This window comes from Streptomyces sp. SID12501 (genome assembly GCF_010550245.1).
Classification (GTDB): Bacteria; Actinomycetota; Actinomycetes; order Streptomycetales; family Streptomycetaceae; genus Streptomyces.
Map to the genome: position 1 here is coordinate 191393 of NZ_JAAGLU010000003.1, position 15419 is coordinate 206811.

The window sequence follows — 15419 nt, forward strand, 5'->3', positions numbered from 1 at the left end:
GTGGCGGAGACGGGCACCGTGACCCACTTCGACGCCGACACCGAACCGGCGGACACCGAGCCGCCCCGTGGGGTGCGCGGCCGACGTACCGCGCTCATCGCCTGTGGCGTGGTCGTCGTGGCTGCCGTTGCTGTGGTCGGGGCTCTCGGGCTCGGCGGCGGCGAGGACAAGAGCGTGAGCGCACCGCCCCGGGCCGGCTCGGTCGTTCCGGTCACCCGGGCGACACTCACCGAACGCACAGACGTGGACGGGCAGTTGGGCTTCGGTACGGAGATACCGCTGCCGGTGAAGGCGACGGGCACCGTGACCTGGCTGCCCCAGCAGGGCGCGACGGTGGAGCGCGGTGACACACTGCTGCGGGTCGACGACCGCCCCGTACTGCTGCTGTACGGGTCGATGCCCATGTACCGGGACCTCGGGCTCACCGCCACGCCCACCGTCTCCGATGCCGGGGCATCCGCGTCCGGGGAGTCCGACACCGGGACCGGAGCCGCTCCCTCCGCGTCACCCTCCCCCACCACGGGAACGGGAGCGGGAACCGGAACCACTGCGCCCGCGCCGATCACCGGTATGGACGTCCTGCAGTTCGAGACCAACCTCGCCGCGCTCGGCTACACCGGCTTCACGGTGGACGAGAAGTTCACGGACGCCACCGCGCGGGCCGTCAAGCGCTGGCAGAAGTCGCTCGGGCTGACCGAGACCGGGACAGTCGGTGTCGGGGACGTCATCTACTCCGCCGGCAAGGTACGGATCGGTCAGCCGGGCGCCCGGCTCGGCTCGGCCGTCGGCGAGAACACGCTGACGTACACCGGGACGGCACGCAAGGTCGTCGTCAACGCCTCGGCCTCGGACGCCGGTTGGGCCGTACGCGGCACAGCCGTCGGGATCACGCTGCCCGACGGGAAGTCCGTGCGGGGCGAGGTGGTCTCGGTCGGGCGGCAGGCCGACGCGCCCGAAGGGGGCAGCAGCGAGGGCGAGTCGGGAGCGGGCGCCGCCACCCTGCCGGTGACCATCACCATCGCGGACCAGAAGTCCGTGGGACGGCTGGAGAGCGGGCCCGTCACCGTCGAGTACGTGGGCCGCGAGGTCAAGGACGTGCTGAGCGTGCCGGTCGCCGCGCTGGTCGCCCTCGCCGAGGGCGGACACGGGCTGGAGACCGAGGACGGTCGGTTCGTCGCGGTGAAGACGGGGCTCTTCGCCGACGGGAACGTCCAGGTCAGCGGTTCCGGGGTCCGCGAGGGCATGAAGGTGAGGATTCCCGAGTGAGCGAGCCTTCGCCTCCGGCCGTGTCAACTCCCCCAGTATCGGCTCCCGTTGTCGAGTTCGACAGTGTCTCCAAGGCCTATCCCGGCGGGGTCGCCGCCGTCCGTGACGTGAGTCTGCGGATCGGGCGCGGCGAACTGGTCGGTGTGGTCGGGCCGTCGGGGTCCGGCAAGTCGACGATGCTGCATCTCATGGGGAGCCTGGACCGGCCCTCGGCGGGGCGGGTCCTGGTCGACGGGTACGACGTGGCGAAGCTGTCCGACCGTGAGGTCTCCGCGCTGCGGGCCACCCGGATCGGCTTCGTCTTCCAGCAGTTCCATCTGGCCGTCGGTGTCCCGGTGCTGGACTCGGTGGCGGACGGTCTGCTCTACACGGGCATGCCGATGCGCCGCCGCCGGGCCAGGGCCGCGTCCGCGCTGGCCCGGGTCGGGCTCAGTCATCGCGTCCGGCATCTGCCGCACCAGCTCTCCGGGGGCGAGCGGCAGCGGGTCGCGGTCGCCCGTGCGGTGGTCGGCGAGCCGTCGGTCCTGCTGGCGGACGAGCCGACCGGCAATCTCGACTCGGTGTCGGGAGCCGCCGTACTGGCACTGCTGCGCGAACTGCACGCGGCCGGTACGACGGTCGTGGTCATCACCCACGACCTGGAGATCGCCGCCCGGCTCCCCCGCCGTATCGAGATGCGCGACGGCCGCCTGATCAACAACACCCTGCAAAGCGCCGACACCAGTACGAGTACGAGTACGAGTACGACGATCGGGGCGCATCAGTGACCGACCCCTTGGACAGGCCCAGGCCGTTGCGCGCCGCGCGGCTGCGGCCCGCCGATGTCGTACGGCTGGGTGGGACGGGGCTGCGGACGAGGCCGTTGCGGGTGTTCCTGTCCGCGCTCGGGATCGCCATCGGGGTCGCCGCGATGGTCGCGGTGGTCGGTATCTCCGGGTCCGGACAGGCGGAGGTGGACCGGCGGCTCGACGCCCTCGGGACGAACCTGCTGCGGGTCGCCCCCGGCGAGTCCCTCACGGGCGAGCAGGCCAAGCTGCCGTACGAGGCTGTCGCGATGGTCCGGCGCATCCCGCCCGTGGAGCAGGTGACGGCCACCGGCGCGATCGGTGCCGGCGTGTACCGCAACGAGCGCATCGCCATCGGGCGGACCAACTCGCTGACCGTGCTCGCGTCGGGCACCGATCTGCTGCCGGCCGTCGGCGGAAAGGTCAACAGGGGCCGCTGGCTCGACTCGGCCACCGACAAGTACCCGGCGGTCGTGCTGGGTGCCACGGCCGCGCAGCGCCTGGACGTGTACACCCCGGGGACCCGGCTGTGGATCGGTGGCCGCTGGTTCTCGTTGATCGGCGTCCTCGAACCCGTACCGCTGGCGCCCGAGTTGGACAGTGCCGCGCTGGTCGGCTGGCAGGCGGCCCGGAGCTATCTGCGCTTCGACGGTCATCCGTCGACGGTGTACGTCCGTGCCGAGGACAGCCAGGTGACCGCCGTACGGGCGGTGCTGCCGGCCACGGCCAACCCGGAGAAGCCGGGCGAGGTGCGGATCTCGCGGCCCTCCGACGCACTCGCGGCCCGCGAGGCCACCGAGTCGGCGCTGACCGGGCTGCTGCTCGGGCTCGGCGGGGTCGCGCTGCTCGTCGGTGGGGTGGGCGTGGGCAACACCATGGTCATCTCGGTGCTGGAACGCCGGCCGGAGATCGGTCTGCGCCGCGCTCTCGGGGCCACCCGGGGCCAGATCCGGACGCAGTTCGTGACGGAGTCACTGCTGCTGTCCCTCATCGGCGGGCTGGGCGGGACGGTGCTCGGCACGGTCATCACGGCGGGCTACGCCGTCAGCCGCGACTGGCCGACGGTCGTCCCGGCCTGGGCCAGCTTCGCGGGCATCGGCTCGACCCTGCTCATCGGCATGATCGCCGGACTGTATCCGGCGGTCCGCGCGAGTCGGCTGGCCCCGACGGAGGCGCTGGCCGGCACATGACCACCACCGGGCGTTCTGGCCGACGCTCCGGTGGTACGGAGCGGGGGCGGCCCCGAGAACCGGGACCGCCCCCGCTGTCGCGCTACTTCGAGGTGCTGGACGTGATCGGCGTATCAGAAGCCGCAGTACACGCCGCTGCCGTTGTCACTCAGCAGGTTGTCCCGGACCCAGCCGGTGACACCCGTGGAGTCGTTCCTGAGGTACGTCCAGGTGTAGCCGTCGTTGCCCAGGGTCCAGCAGTGGTAGTCCAGGTTCTGCGTGTTGTAGGCGATGCCCTTGATGGTGCAGTTGGTGCTGCTGGAGGCAATGGTGCCGCTGCGCTCGTTGGCTCCGTTGGCCGTCTTGTTCCAGGAACTGCTGTCCTTGTCGGAGACCGTGGTGCCGCACGCGGCGTGTGCGGCGGCCGGTGTGGCGATGGACAGCGGAACGGCGATGGCGACGGCCGCGAGTGCCGGAACGAGAGCCGCGATTCGACGCTTCATTTCATACCCCCTGTATGTGATTCGTCGGCGCTGCGAAATGCGAAAGCAGCGGCCCCTGCAACCCCCTGCGACAACTGGGGGGCCAGTGGCTTAAGTACGATCGCCCCGCGTTAATACTGAAGAAATAATTCCGCCTACAAGTGTCCATATCTAATGCTTCGTAGGCTGAAAGTGACTGGGGAGATAATTCGCCACTCCTGAGGCTTTCTGGCCGACACCGTCCTCTTGCGATCCACGGAGATCCAGGAATCCGCACCGAAAGGGTCACGCCGATGAGTTTCCGGCTCCGGGTCCTCGGCCTGCTCATGCTGGTCGCCATGGCCGCCACCGCCGCCACCGGCTGGCTGACCCTGCGGCAGGCGAACCGCCAGGTCCAGGCGACCGTCACGGCCGGGCGGCAGGAGGTCGCCCGGATCACCGGTGAGCTGCGGACGTACGGATTCACCCACGGCACCTGGAACGGGCTCTCGCCCACGGTCGCCGAGCTCGCCCGGGACACCGGCCAGCGCATCCGGGTCGCCACCGAGTCCGACGTACTGCTCACCGACTCCGATGCCCTGGCCGGACGTACGCCCCGCGCGCTGAGCGGCCAGCCCGCGGTGCTGGTGGACGCGCGGCCCGTACTGAAGGTGCCGGCGGGCCAGGGGCACCGGGCCTCGCTGAAGCAGGTCTCCGTCGCGATCGCCGACTACCGCGCCGAAGTGGCGTACGCGGCCTGTCTCACGTTGGCCGGAGCCGAGGTGACCGTCCGGACGGACGGCCTCGGCATCCCCCGGTACAGCGCCGACCGGCGGCCTGCGCGGTGCCCGGCGCCGGGCACCGCCGGTCCGCTGGCCCCGGCGGATCTGAACGCCGTCGACGCCTGCCAGGCCCAACAGCAGTTCACCGCCTGTCTGCAACGGGTGTTCAACAACCGGGTCGGCTCGGCCGCCCCGCCCCGCCTGGAGGTCCACCTCGGCGTGCGGAACGAGTCGCCGCCGACCTTGGCCGCCGCGCCCACCATCGCCGTCGCGGCGGGCGTCGCCCTCGCCGTCATCGCCGTCGCACTGCTGCTGAGCAGGGCCGTTCTACGTCCCGTACGGGCCATGACGGTCGCCGCGAAGGCGCTCGGCGAAGGCGACCTCGGGCGTCGGGTGCCCGTTTCCGGGCGGGACGAGATCGCGCAGCTCGGCGGCGCCTTCAACCGTATGGCCGACTCCATCCAGGCGGGCGAGGAACGGCAGCGCCGGCTCACCGGGGACATCGCGCACGAGCTGCGCACCCCGCTGGCCAACCTGCGCGGGTATCTGGAGGCGCTGCGGGACGGGGTCGTCGACCCGACCCCCGAGCTGCTCGACTCCCTCCACCGGGAGGCCCTGCTCCAGCAGCGGATCGTGGACGACCTCCAGGATCTCGCCCTCGCGGAGGCGGGTGCGCTCACCTATCACCCCGCCGACGTCGACCTGCGCGACCTTCTGGAGGCCGGGCGCCGGGCGCATCACGCCCAGGCCGAGGCGGCGGGTGTCGCCCTGCGGGTGGAGGCGTCGGCGCCCGTCCATGTCACCGCGGACACGGACCGGCTGCGCCAGGTCGTCGGCAACCTGGTCGGCAACGCGCTGCGGGCCACTCCGGCGGGCGGCTCGGTCACCCTGGCCGTGATCCCCCGGGGTGAGCTGGCCGTCGTGGAGGTCCGGGACACCGGCAAGGGGATATCGGCGGCGGACCTGCCCCACCTGTTCGACCGCTTCTGGCGCGCGGACGCGTCCCGGGGGCGGGCGACCGGAGGCAGCGGTCTGGGGCTGTCGATCGCCCGTCAGATCGTGACGGACCATCGGGGCACGATCGACGTGCGCAGCACGGTCGGGGAAGGGACGACGTTCACGATCGTGCTGCCGAGGGCGCCCTGGCACTCCGCCGAGTAGGCAGTTCTTGCCCGCGCCCCTTCAGGGCGCTGCCGTACCGTCGGCCAGGCGGTAGCCCCGGCCGTACACCGTCTCCAGCAGACGGGGTCCGCCCCGGCTCCCCGCCTCCAGCTTCCTGCGTAAGTTCATGACGTGGGCGTCGATCGTGCGCTCCAGCACATCCCGATCGTAACCGAAAACGCGTTCGATTATCTGGGCCCGGGTGAAGACGCGGCCGGGTTCGCGGGCCAGGGTCTCCAGGATGTTGAACTCCTTCGAGGTCAGCGCCACCGGCCGGCCCGCCATCCGTACCTCGAAGCGTGCCGTGTCCAGCTCCACCTCGCCGACCCGCAGCACCGACGGCTGGGCCGCCGCGCTCGCCTTCCCGGACCGACGCAGCAACGCCCGTACCCGCGCGGTCAGTTCGCGGGGGCTGTATGGCTTGGTGAGGTAGTCGTCAGCGCCGAGGTCGAGGCCAAGGAGCATGTCCTCCTCGGTGGTGCGGGCGGTGAGCAACAGGATCGGTACGTCCGACTCGGTGCGCAGGATGCGGCACACGTCGAGTCCGTCGACCAGGGGCAGCATCACGTCCAGGACGATGAGGTCCGGCCGGGTCGAGCGGGCCCGCTCCAGGGCGGCGCGGCCGTCGGCCACCACCTGTACCGCGTTTCCCTCGCGTTCCAGATAGATCCGGATCAGGCGGGACTGCATCTCGTCGTCTTCGGCGACCAGAATCCGAGCGCTCAACGGTTCTCCCCCAACAACCACGACAAGGCCCTGCGCGTACCGGCACCGTACTGCGCCCACAACGACGTTCGGCACCGGTCCCTCCCCACGTGGGGACCGGTGCCGAACGATGGACGAGGACCCGGGCGGTGTCCGTACTGTGCCGGTTCCGCGGATCTGAGGCCCGCGCGGTGCCGCCGTCGCACCCGGCTGGCGAATCCGCGGAAGCTGGCCGAGAACGATCGGCGTCGAAGCTGCCCTGGGGATCGCTGCGCTGGTGGTCCGGGTGGACGCCACGCGGCTGGTTCCTTGTTGCGTCATGATCCTGCCATTCACGGCTCCAGGAGAGGAGGTTCCGGTGCAGGGCTGAGGGCTTAACCGCAGGTCAGCCATATAGAGTGGGTTTTCCGGTCCGGATGACACCGGATGACAGACGCGGGGGAAGTAAGGGGTGGAGACCTTGAGTTCCGACTCAGGGGCACGCACTGCCTTCGCGGAGCGGCTCTCGCTGTTGTACAAGGAGGCCGGTAATCCTCCCCTCAAACGGGTGGCCGAAGCCGTCGTCCAGTTGCAGCGGGTCGACGAACGAGGGCGTCCCGTGCGGGTCTCCGTCCAGCGGATCAGCGACTGGCGGCGGGCGAAGAACGTGCCCGCCCAGTTCGCCGCCCTCGCCGCCGTGCTGAGCGTTCTCGTCCCGCAGGCCCGGCGCACCCGGCCCGTGGCCGTCTCCCCCGGGCTGTACGACATGGTCCAGTGGCAGCACCTGTGGGAGCGTGCCGTCGCCGACCCCGTCGGTGACCGGGTCACGGGGTCCCTCGACGACGAGGAGTCCTCGGCCGCCGAGGTCGCGGCCGTGCCCGGCGGGGTGTGCCCCTACCTGGGCCTCGCCTCGTACCGTCTGGAGGACTCCCGGTGGTTCTTCGGCCGGGAGCGGAGCACCGACGCCCTCGTCGCCCAGCTCCGCGCGGCGGAATCAGCGGAGACCACGGCGACCACGGCCACCGGCACCGGCGGTCTGGTCATGCTCGTGGGCGCCTCCGGAGCGGGCAAGTCCTCCCTGCTGAGCGCCGGGCTGGTGCCCGCGTTGCGGGAGGGGGCGCTGGGCGGCCCGGGTCAGCGGGCCCGGGAGGTCCTTCAGCTCGTCCCGGGCAGTGATCCCCTCGCCGAGCTGACCCGCCGTATACCCGGGCTCTCGGAGATCCTTTCTCCCGCCGGAAAGCCGGCGATCGAGCCCGGTACGCCCGAATTCGCCCATGCCGTACGGGAGACGGTCACCGCCTGGGCCCGCCGCGACGCCCCCAACTCCACTGCCTCCGGCTCCACGGCCGCCGACTCCAGTGGCTCCGCGCCCGGCCGGCCCGTCGTCATCGTCGACCAGTTCGAGGAGACGTTCACCCTCTGCGCCGACGAGACGGTCCGTAACACCTTCATCCAGGTCCTGCACGCCGCCTCCTCGCCGCCCGGACGCGGTGAGCGGGACCGTTCCGGCGAGTGGGCGCCCGCGCTCGTCGTCCTCGGTATCCGCGCCGACTTCTACGACCAGTGCCTGCGCCATCCCGAACTCGCCGACGCGCTCCAGCACCGGCACATGGTCCTCGGGCCGCTGACCGGCGCCGAGCTGCGGGACGCGGTGACCGGACCGGCCAAGGCCGTCGGCCTGGAGCTCGAACCGGGGCTCGCGGAGCTGATCGTGCGGGAGGTGAGCACCGGCGGACCACGCGGTGGGGGTACCTCCCATGCCTTCCGGGCCATGGGGGAGCACGACGCGGGCGTGCTGCCGCTCCTCTCGCACGCCCTGCTCGCCACCTGGCAGCGCCGCAAGGCGGGCCGCCTGACGCTGTCCGGCTACCGCGCGGCCGGCGGTATCCAGGGAGCGGTGGCGGCGACCGCCGAGCGCGCCTGGACCGGCCTCGACCCGGCGGCCCGGACCGCCGCGAGGCTGCTGCTGCTGCGGCTGGTGCGCCTCGGCGAGGACACCCAGGCCACCCGCAGGCGCGGTACGCGACGGCAGCTGGCCGCCGAGTCGGCGGACCCGGACAAGACGGAGGAGTCCCTCGAAGCGCTGGTGCGCGCCCGGCTGGTGACGCTCGACGCGGAGAGCGTGGAGATCACCCACGAGGCGCTGCTGCACGCCTGGCCGCGTCTGCGGGACTGGATCGACGAGGACCGGGGCGGCAACCTGCTGCGTCAGCGCCTGGAGGAGGACAGCCGGTCCTGGGAGGAGTCGAAGCGCGACACGTCGCTCCTCTACCGGGGCTCCCGGCTGGACCAGGCGCACACCTGGGCGAAGTCCGCCGGTGACACCTTCCTGACCCGCGGCGCGGTGCAGTTCCTGACCGCTTCGGTGAGGCTGCGCCGTCGCACGGTCCTGATCAGCCGCGCCGCCGTCGCCGCGGTGGTCGTGCTGGCCCTGCTGGCCGGGGGTGCGGCGCTGATCGCCCGGCAGCAGCGCGACGACGCGGTGTTCGAGAACGTGCTCGCCGAGGCCGACCGCGTCCAGGCCACCGACCCGTCGCTGTCGGCGCAGCTCAGCCTGGTCGCCCACAGTCTCCGCCCGGACGACGCGAGCACCCGCAGCCGGCTGGTCTCGATCGTGAACACCCCGCTGGCCACACCGCTGATCGGCCACACCGGCGCCGTCTACCTGACCACGTTCAGCCCCGACGGACGGCTCCTGGCCACCGCCAGCTACGACCAGACCGTACGCCTGTGGAACGTGGCGGACCCGACGCATCCCAAGCCGCTCGGCAAACCCCTTGTCGCGAACGCGAGTTGGGTGAGCAGCGCGGTCTTCAGCCCCGACGGCCGGACCCTCGCGAGCGCGGGTGACGACGGCACGATCCACCGGTGGGACGTGTCAGACCCCGCCCACCCGCGCCCCCTCGGCGCGCCCCTGACCGGTCACAACGGCACGATCTATCTGATCGCCTTCAGCCCGGACGGCCGTACGCTCGCCTCGGCCGGCGAGGACCGCACGGTCCGCCTCTGGAACATGACCGACCCTGCCCGCCCCACCCCTCTCAGTACCCTCACCGGCGCGGGCGCCGCCGTGCGAGCGATCGCGTTCAGCCCCGACGGCCGGAAACTGGCGGCGGGCGGCGACGACAACACGATCCGGCTGTACGACGTGTCGAAGCCGCGCGACCCGAAGCCGTACGACGCGAGACTGACCGGGCACACGGACCTGGTGCACTCGGTGGCGTTCAGCCCCGACGGCCGCACCCTCGCCAGCGGCGCCGCCGACGACACGATCCGCCTGTGGAACGTGTCCGACCCCGAGCACGCCGCTCAGCTCGGCGCGCCGCTGACCGGCCACACCGACGCGATCTGGTCGGTGGCCTTCAGCCCGGACGGGACCACGCTGGCCGCCGCCAGCGCGGACAGCACCGCGAGCCTGTGGAACGTCAGCGACCCGGAGTACCCGTCGCAGGTCGGCGAACCCCTCGCGGGCAGCAGCGGCGAGATGTACGCGCTGGGCTTCAGCCCCGACGGCCGTACGCTCGCCACCGGGAGCGGCGACAGCAAGGTGCGGCTGTGGTCGCTGCCGACGTCGGACATGATCGGCCGCATCGGGGTGTTCCGCCCGGACGGCAAACTGCTGGCCACGGGCTCGCGCGACGGCCGGGTCCGCCTGTGGGACGTGTCCGACCCGGACCACCCGGTGGCGCAGGGCGAACCGTTCACGCCCGGGGGAGGCGAGGTACGGACGCCGGCGTTCTCCCCCGACGGCCGCACTCTCGCGATGGCGTCCGGAGACCGCACCATCCAGCTGTGGAACGTCGGCGACCCGAAGCGGCCCGTCGCCTGGGCGCCGCCCGTCGAGCTGAAGACCCGGTTCGCGGCGGCGGTGGCGTTCAGCCCGGACGGGCGCACGCTGGCCACGGCCTACGAGGACTTCACCGTCCAGCTGTGGGACGCGACCGACCCGGCTCATCTGCGCCCGCTCGGCCCCCAGCTCACCGGCCACACCGGCTACATCAACTCGCTCGCCTTCAGCCGGGACGGCCGTACGCTGGCCGGCGCGAGCGACGACGGCACGGTCCGCCTGTGGAACGTCACCATTCCGGCCAAGGCCCGCAGCCTCGGCAAGCCGCTCACGGGACACGACGGCCCCATCAACGAACTGGCCTACAGCCCGGACGGCCTCACGCTGGCCAGCGCGAGCGACGACGGCACGGTCCGGCTCTGGGACGTCACCGACCCGGCGAAGGCCCACAGCCTGGGCTCGCCCCTCGTCGGGCACACCGAGGCGGTCGAGTCGCTGACGTTCAGCCCGGGGGGAGACGTCCTGGCCAGCGGCGGCAACGACAACGCTGTCCGGCTGTGGGACGTCACGAACCCCGCGAGGGCGACACCCATCGGCCAGTCGATGAGCCCCAACGCCAAGACGGGCAACTTCCTGGCGTTCAGCCCGCACGGCGAGATCGTCGGGGTGTCGAGCGGCACGGACACCGTCCGGCTGTGGAACCTCGACGTCGAAAAGGCCGTCGAGCACATCTGCTCGACGACCCGGGGCGTCCTGACGGCTGAGAGGTGGCACGAGTATCTGCCGCGATTGTCCTACCAGCCCCCATGTGACGAGTAACGACCGGTAAGGGGACAAGTGGGGGACCCGTCCCCCGGCTCACGCGAGGTCGTACGCGCCCCGGTCGGCGATCTTGCCGTAGCCGATTCGCCGGTCGTTCGCGTTCACGTCGGGGTTACTCGCGAGTACTTGAAGAACGGTTGTACTGAAGTGGACACGAAAGAGAGTGATCCCGATCACAACTGGTCGTTGTAGCAGAGCAGTCGGCTCCCACTGAGCAGCCAGTGTTGTTACCCTTGGCCATAGCCCGATCGCTGGTGCATCCCCCGTCGCCAGCGGTCGGGTTTTTCTGTGCCCCGAGTCCGCTTGAGGAGTCGTACGCTGAGGTCATGCCCAAGGCGTACGAGGTGATCGCGGACGGTCTCCGCCGCTCGATCCACGCGGGGCCGTCCACGACCGCGTGGTGGACGTCTCCCGTATGACGCTCCCCGGCGACCGCACGGAACTGCTCCTCACCACTCCCCCGGAAAGGTGGTGAGTGTCGCCGTGCCCCGGCGCATCGTCATCGTCACCGCAGTCCACGCCCCCTCGGCCCGCTTCCTCCCGGAGGCCCACAAGTCCCTGTGCGAACAGGAGCTGCCGGACGGCTGGACCTGGCACTGGCTGATCCAGGAGGACGGCACGACGGACGAGGTCCGCCCGTACGTCCCCGAGGACGAGCGGATCACGTTCCGCCAGGGCCGGGCGGGCGGCCCGGGAGTCGCCCGCACGATCGCGCTGTCCGCGGCGGACGGCCCGTACGTGAAGATCCTGGACGCGGACGACCAGTTGGCGCCGGGCGCGTTGGCACGGGACCTGGACGCCCTGGAGTCGAACAGGGACTTGGGCTGGGCGACGTCACGCGTCCTCGACCTCCTCCCCGACGGCTCGACGGCCGGTTTCCCGGGCGACCCGGACGCCGGTCCGATCGAGCGCGGGGCGGTACTCGACTACTGGGCGGCCAACGATTTCCGGGCCCCGGTCCACCCGGCGACGCTGTGCGTACGCCGGGACCTCCTCCTGGCCCTGGGCGGCTGGATGGCCCTGCCGGCCTCGGAGGACACGGGACTGCTGCTGGCGCTGAACGCGGTGAGCCGGGGGTGGTTCTCACCGGAGGTGGGCCTGCTCTACCGGAAGTGGGAGGGCCAGGCGACAGGCCAGGCGGCGCACGTGGACTCGGGGGAACGGGACGCGCGGATGGGGGTGGTGGAGGCGCGGGCTCGGGCGTTGGGGGGGTTGGGGTGGAGTTATCGGGGTGGGGGGTGAGGGGGGCTTGCGGCGGTCGGTGGCCGGCGACCTGGGACGTGTGGGAGCCGTGGGAGGCGTGCCTTCCTATACTCGTGTCATGGACCAGGAGCTGGAGCGAGCCGCCCTCGTCGCACTCCTGCGGCGCGGTGATCGCTCATGGTCCGAGCTGACCGACCAGGTGGAAACCGTCGGGAGTGCGCGAGAGGTCCTGGAGAGCGTGCTCGACGCCTCGGGACAGGGGGCGCTCTTCGATACCGGGCCCGCAGTGGACCTGGAGGCTGTCGCCGCCGAGATCGCCGCCTGGGACCGCGAGGGCATGCGGCTGGTGACGATCCTGGACGAGGACTACCCCCTCTATCTGCGCCTGGTCCACCAGCGCCCACCGTTCCTGCTCATGCGCGGCGCGTCGACCGAGAGCGATCTGCAGGGCGATCTGCGAGTCGCCGTGGTCGGAACCCGGACGCCCACCCCGGAGGGTGTCGCGTACGCCTGTGCCATCGCCGGCGGGCTCGCCGAACGAGGAGTCACCGTGGTCAGCGGCCTGGCCGCCGGGATCGACACCGCCGCACACGGCACCGCGCTCGCGGTCGGTGGCCGTACCGTCGCCGTCATCGGCACCGGCCTGCGGCAGTCCTACCCCGCGCAGAACGCGGGTCTCCAGCGGGAGATCGCGGAGCGGGGCCTGTTGATCTCCCAGTTCTGGCCGGACTCGCCGCCCTCGAAGTCGTCGTTCCCCATGCGCAACGCTGTGATGAGCGGCTACAGCCTCGCCACGGTCGTGATCGAGGCGGCCTACCGCAGCGGTGCCCGTATGCAGGCCCGCCTGGCCCTGGAACACGGCCGCCGGGTCTTCCTCATGCGCTCCCTCATGGACCATGAATGGGCGAGGGAGTACGCGGGCAGACCCAACACCACCGTCATCGACGGCCCCGAGGACGTCTTCAGCCAACTCGACTCTCTCGTGCCCACCACGGGCGAACTGACCTGGGCCTGACGGGCAGACCCACGTGACAACAGTCGTCGGGCTGTCCGCCCGTTACGCCAACTTCCTCGTCCATCCCTTATTGCCCGGCCCCGGCGTGTGCCAGGTCTGCCGTGGCCCGGCGAGGACCGGCTGTCCCACCTGTCTGCCCTGCCACCAGACAAGCAGAATCCTTGGCGCTGACGCCGCCGACGCCGTGGTCCCGGTCAGCCTGGCGCTCAAGGGCGAGCAGTACGCGAACGAGCTGTGGCGCTACAAAAACACCGCAGGCCCGCAGCAGCAGTACTTCCGCACGGGCCTGGCAGCCGTCCTCTGGCGTTTTCTTGCCCTGCACGAGGACTGCGTGACGAACCACTGCGCCGTCCCCGGCTTCGAGATCGTCACCACGGTGCCCAGCACCAGTGGTCGTGCGGATCATCCCTTGCGCACCATGGCCGCAGACATGGTCGGCATCACCCGCGACCGCTACCGCGACCTGCTCACACCTACACCGGACGCGGTCGAACTCGGACGCACCGCGTCCGCCTCGCGCTACACGTCATCACCACTGTGGAACGCGAACGTCCTGCTCATCGACGACACCTGGACCACTGGCAACCACGCCCAGTCCGCAGCCGCCGCCCTGAAGGCCGCCGGAGCGGGCAGCGTGGCAGTCCTCGTCCTCGGACGCCACCTCAACAGCGGCTACGGCGACACGGCGACACATGTCGAGCAGGCACGGCTGCGCAGATTCTCCTGGGAGAGCTGCGCGCTCAAGAACTGGGACCACGTGCGCTGAGGACGACCGCGGATTCGCGGCGACGTCCAAGGGCCGGAGTCGCTCTGCGGTGACCGGGAGGCGGGTCAGTGTTCGCTCTCGTCGAGGCGCTCGCCGCCCGCTGGGGGTGGAGTCCGGGGCTCCGGCCTAGCAAAACGGTGTGGGCGGAAATCGATGTCGCACCGGAACCCGATTCCCCGTGCTCCGGTGCGACCAGCGGTCCTTTCAAAGGAACTTGGAGAGAAAGAACTCAACCAACCAAACCCCACCCCTCCCGTCCGCAGGAGACAGCGACCACAGCCGCTTCCGCTGCTGCCGCGCAAACTCACTCGCCCGAGTGAACATCAGCAACTCAGCTGGATTTGTGCCCGGTTGCCTGCCTTACGCTCAGCGCAGCAGCACGACCACAGGCAACCGCAGACAGCGGACATACGACGGCCCCCGCCGGGACTGGCATCCCAATGCGAGGGCCTGACCACCAAGGAAGTCGGAACCTTCCCGATGGATACGCAGAACCCTAGTGCGCCCCCGTGCGCCGAGTCCCGTCCGGCGGGCAAAAATCACCCCCACCGGCGCCCCAATTCCGGCATCTCCGGCGTCATTCATGACAACGCCCGCCACACCACCCGCTTCACGGTGATCGGCAACCACCTCGCCCAGCACCCCGCGCTGTCACTGCTCGCCATCGGGCTGAGCGTCCACATCCAGTCTCTGCAAGCTGGTTCCCCGGTCGACATCAAGACCCTCGCCAAGAGGTTCCCCGAGGGACCGGACCGTATCGCCGCCGCCCTGCGCGAACTCGAAACCCACGGCTACCTGCGCCGAACCCGCGAACGTACCACCGGCGGCAACATCGTCACCCGCACGGTCTCCTGCAACCGCCCCGGACACCACGCCGAGCGCCCTGCCAATACCGCTGCCCATACCGCTGGCGATACCGACTCCAGGGCCGACAGCTGGGCTGGCACCGGCGCAGACACCCGGACAGACGCCAGGGTCGGGGTCGACCGTCCGACCCGTCCCGCGCACCCCACCACCCCCGGCCCGCCCAAGAAGCGCGCCCCACGCAAGCCCCTCCCCGCCGTACCGCAGCCCGCGTACAAGGGGCCAGGTCTCCTCCAGGCCGCCACCGACCTCCTCGCCGGGCTCCGCCGCCTCGACCCCGACCTGCTCCTGTCGGCCTGCGACACGGCCCACCTCGCACCCGGCGTCGCCGCCTGGCTGGAACGCGACGCCAGCCCCACCGCCGTACGACACGCACTGACCAGCGACCTCCCACCCGAAGGCATGCGCCGCCCAGCCGCATTCCTCGCCCACCGCCTCACCGCGAAGCTGCCGCCTCCGGCACCTTTCGGGGGTCCTTCCTCACCGCCGGAGACCATCCGCGTCCAGCACCCGCTCCGGAACTGCGACGGCTGCGACCGGGGGTTCCGGGGGCCAGAGCCCGGCCGCTGCCGTGACTGCCGGATGGCGGTTCCCGTGGCCGCCTGACGCCCGCCCTCGTACGTCAGCAGCTCGCTCGCACGAAGAGCCGGGGTC

The 15419-nt window shown here is 71.2% G+C and carries 11 protein-coding genes; 9 read left to right on the forward strand and 2 right to left on the reverse strand.

Annotation, left to right across the window (positions count from 1 at the left end; all coding sequences use genetic code 11):
* Genes G3I71_RS04335 through G3I71_RS04345 form a run of 3 tightly spaced genes read left to right on the forward strand, consistent with a single transcriptional unit; the run spans position 1 to position 3241 of the window.
* Positions 1-1266, forward strand: coding sequence for a peptidoglycan-binding protein (locus tag G3I71_RS04335; RefSeq protein ID WP_164312563.1), 1266 nt, complete (start codon positions 1-3; stop codon positions 1264-1266).
* Positions 1267-1286: 20 nt separating this feature from the next.
* Positions 1287-2033 (forward strand): ABC transporter ATP-binding protein, encoded by a 747-nt coding sequence (locus G3I71_RS04340; protein WP_343242844.1) that lies wholly within the window; start codon positions 1287-1289, stop codon positions 2031-2033.
* On the forward strand, positions 2030-3241 hold the full coding sequence (locus G3I71_RS04345; RefSeq protein ID WP_164312565.1) for an ABC transporter permease: 1212 nt from the start codon (positions 2030-2032) through the stop codon (positions 3239-3241). Before G3I71_RS04340 ends, G3I71_RS04345 begins: the two co-directional genes overlap by 4 nt.
* A gap of 113 nt (positions 3242-3354) precedes the next feature.
* Here G3I71_RS04345 and G3I71_RS04350 read toward each other — a convergent pair whose 3' ends face one another.
* A complete protein-coding gene (locus G3I71_RS04350) occupies positions 3355-3723 on the reverse strand; it encodes an SH3 domain-containing protein (protein WP_164312566.1) in 369 nt (122 codons plus the stop codon).
* A 272-nt stretch (positions 3724-3995) separates the two neighbouring features.
* Here G3I71_RS04350 and G3I71_RS04355 point away from each other — a divergent pair, with 272 nt between their 5' ends.
* Positions 3996-5624: a cell wall metabolism sensor histidine kinase WalK gene (locus G3I71_RS04355; protein WP_164312567.1), complete on the forward strand. Its 1629-nt coding sequence runs from the start codon at positions 3996-3998 to the stop codon at positions 5622-5624.
* A 21-nt stretch (positions 5625-5645) separates the two neighbouring features.
* Here G3I71_RS04355 and G3I71_RS04360 read toward each other — a convergent pair whose 3' ends face one another.
* Complete coding sequence (locus tag G3I71_RS04360) at positions 5646-6350, reverse strand: response regulator transcription factor (protein WP_164312568.1); 705 nt, start codon at positions 6348-6350, stop codon at positions 5646-5648.
* Between the two features lie 430 nt (positions 6351-6780).
* Between G3I71_RS04360 and G3I71_RS04365 the strand changes: the two genes are divergently transcribed.
* The 5 genes from G3I71_RS04365 to G3I71_RS04390 all read left to right on the forward strand — a co-directional run bounded on the left by G3I71_RS04365 (position 6781) and on the right by G3I71_RS04390 (position 15371).
* A complete protein-coding gene (locus G3I71_RS04365; RefSeq protein WP_164312569.1) occupies positions 6781-10914 on the forward strand; it encodes a WD40 repeat domain-containing protein in 4134 nt (1377 codons plus the stop codon).
* Between the two features lie 474 nt (positions 10915-11388).
* Positions 11389-12159, forward strand: a complete 771-nt coding sequence (locus tag G3I71_RS04375; protein ID WP_343242845.1) for a glycosyltransferase — start codon at positions 11389-11391, stop codon at positions 12157-12159.
* A gap of 79 nt (positions 12160-12238) precedes the next feature.
* On the forward strand, positions 12239-13135 hold the full coding sequence (locus tag G3I71_RS04380) for a DNA-processing protein DprA (protein ID WP_164312570.1): 897 nt from the start codon (positions 12239-12241) through the stop codon (positions 13133-13135).
* A gap of 13 nt (positions 13136-13148) precedes the next feature.
* Complete coding sequence (locus G3I71_RS04385) at positions 13149-13901, forward strand: hypothetical protein (RefSeq protein WP_164312571.1); 753 nt, start codon at positions 13149-13151, stop codon at positions 13899-13901.
* Between the two features lie 480 nt (positions 13902-14381).
* Entirely contained in the window at positions 14382-15371 is a 990-nt protein-coding gene (locus G3I71_RS04390) for a helix-turn-helix domain-containing protein (RefSeq protein WP_164312572.1), read from the forward strand.
* Positions 15372-15419: the final 48 nt, after the last annotated feature.

Excerpts from the sequence above, each read along its gene's own strand:
- G3I71_RS04350 (WP_164312566.1), bottom strand. The coding sequence starts at position 3,723 with ATGAAGCGTCGAATCGCGGCTCTCGTTCCGGCACTCGCGGCCGTCGCC.
- G3I71_RS04355 (WP_164312567.1), top strand. The coding sequence starts at position 3,996 with ATGAGTTTCCGGCTCCGGGTCCTCGGCCTGCTCATGCTGGTCGCCATG.
- G3I71_RS04380 (WP_164312570.1), top strand. The coding sequence starts at position 12,239 with ATGGACCAGGAGCTGGAGCGAGCCGCCCTCGTCGCACTCCTGCGGCGC.
- G3I71_RS04390 (WP_164312572.1), top strand. The coding sequence starts at position 14,382 with ATGGATACGCAGAACCCTAGTGCGCCCCCGTGCGCCGAGTCCCGTCCG.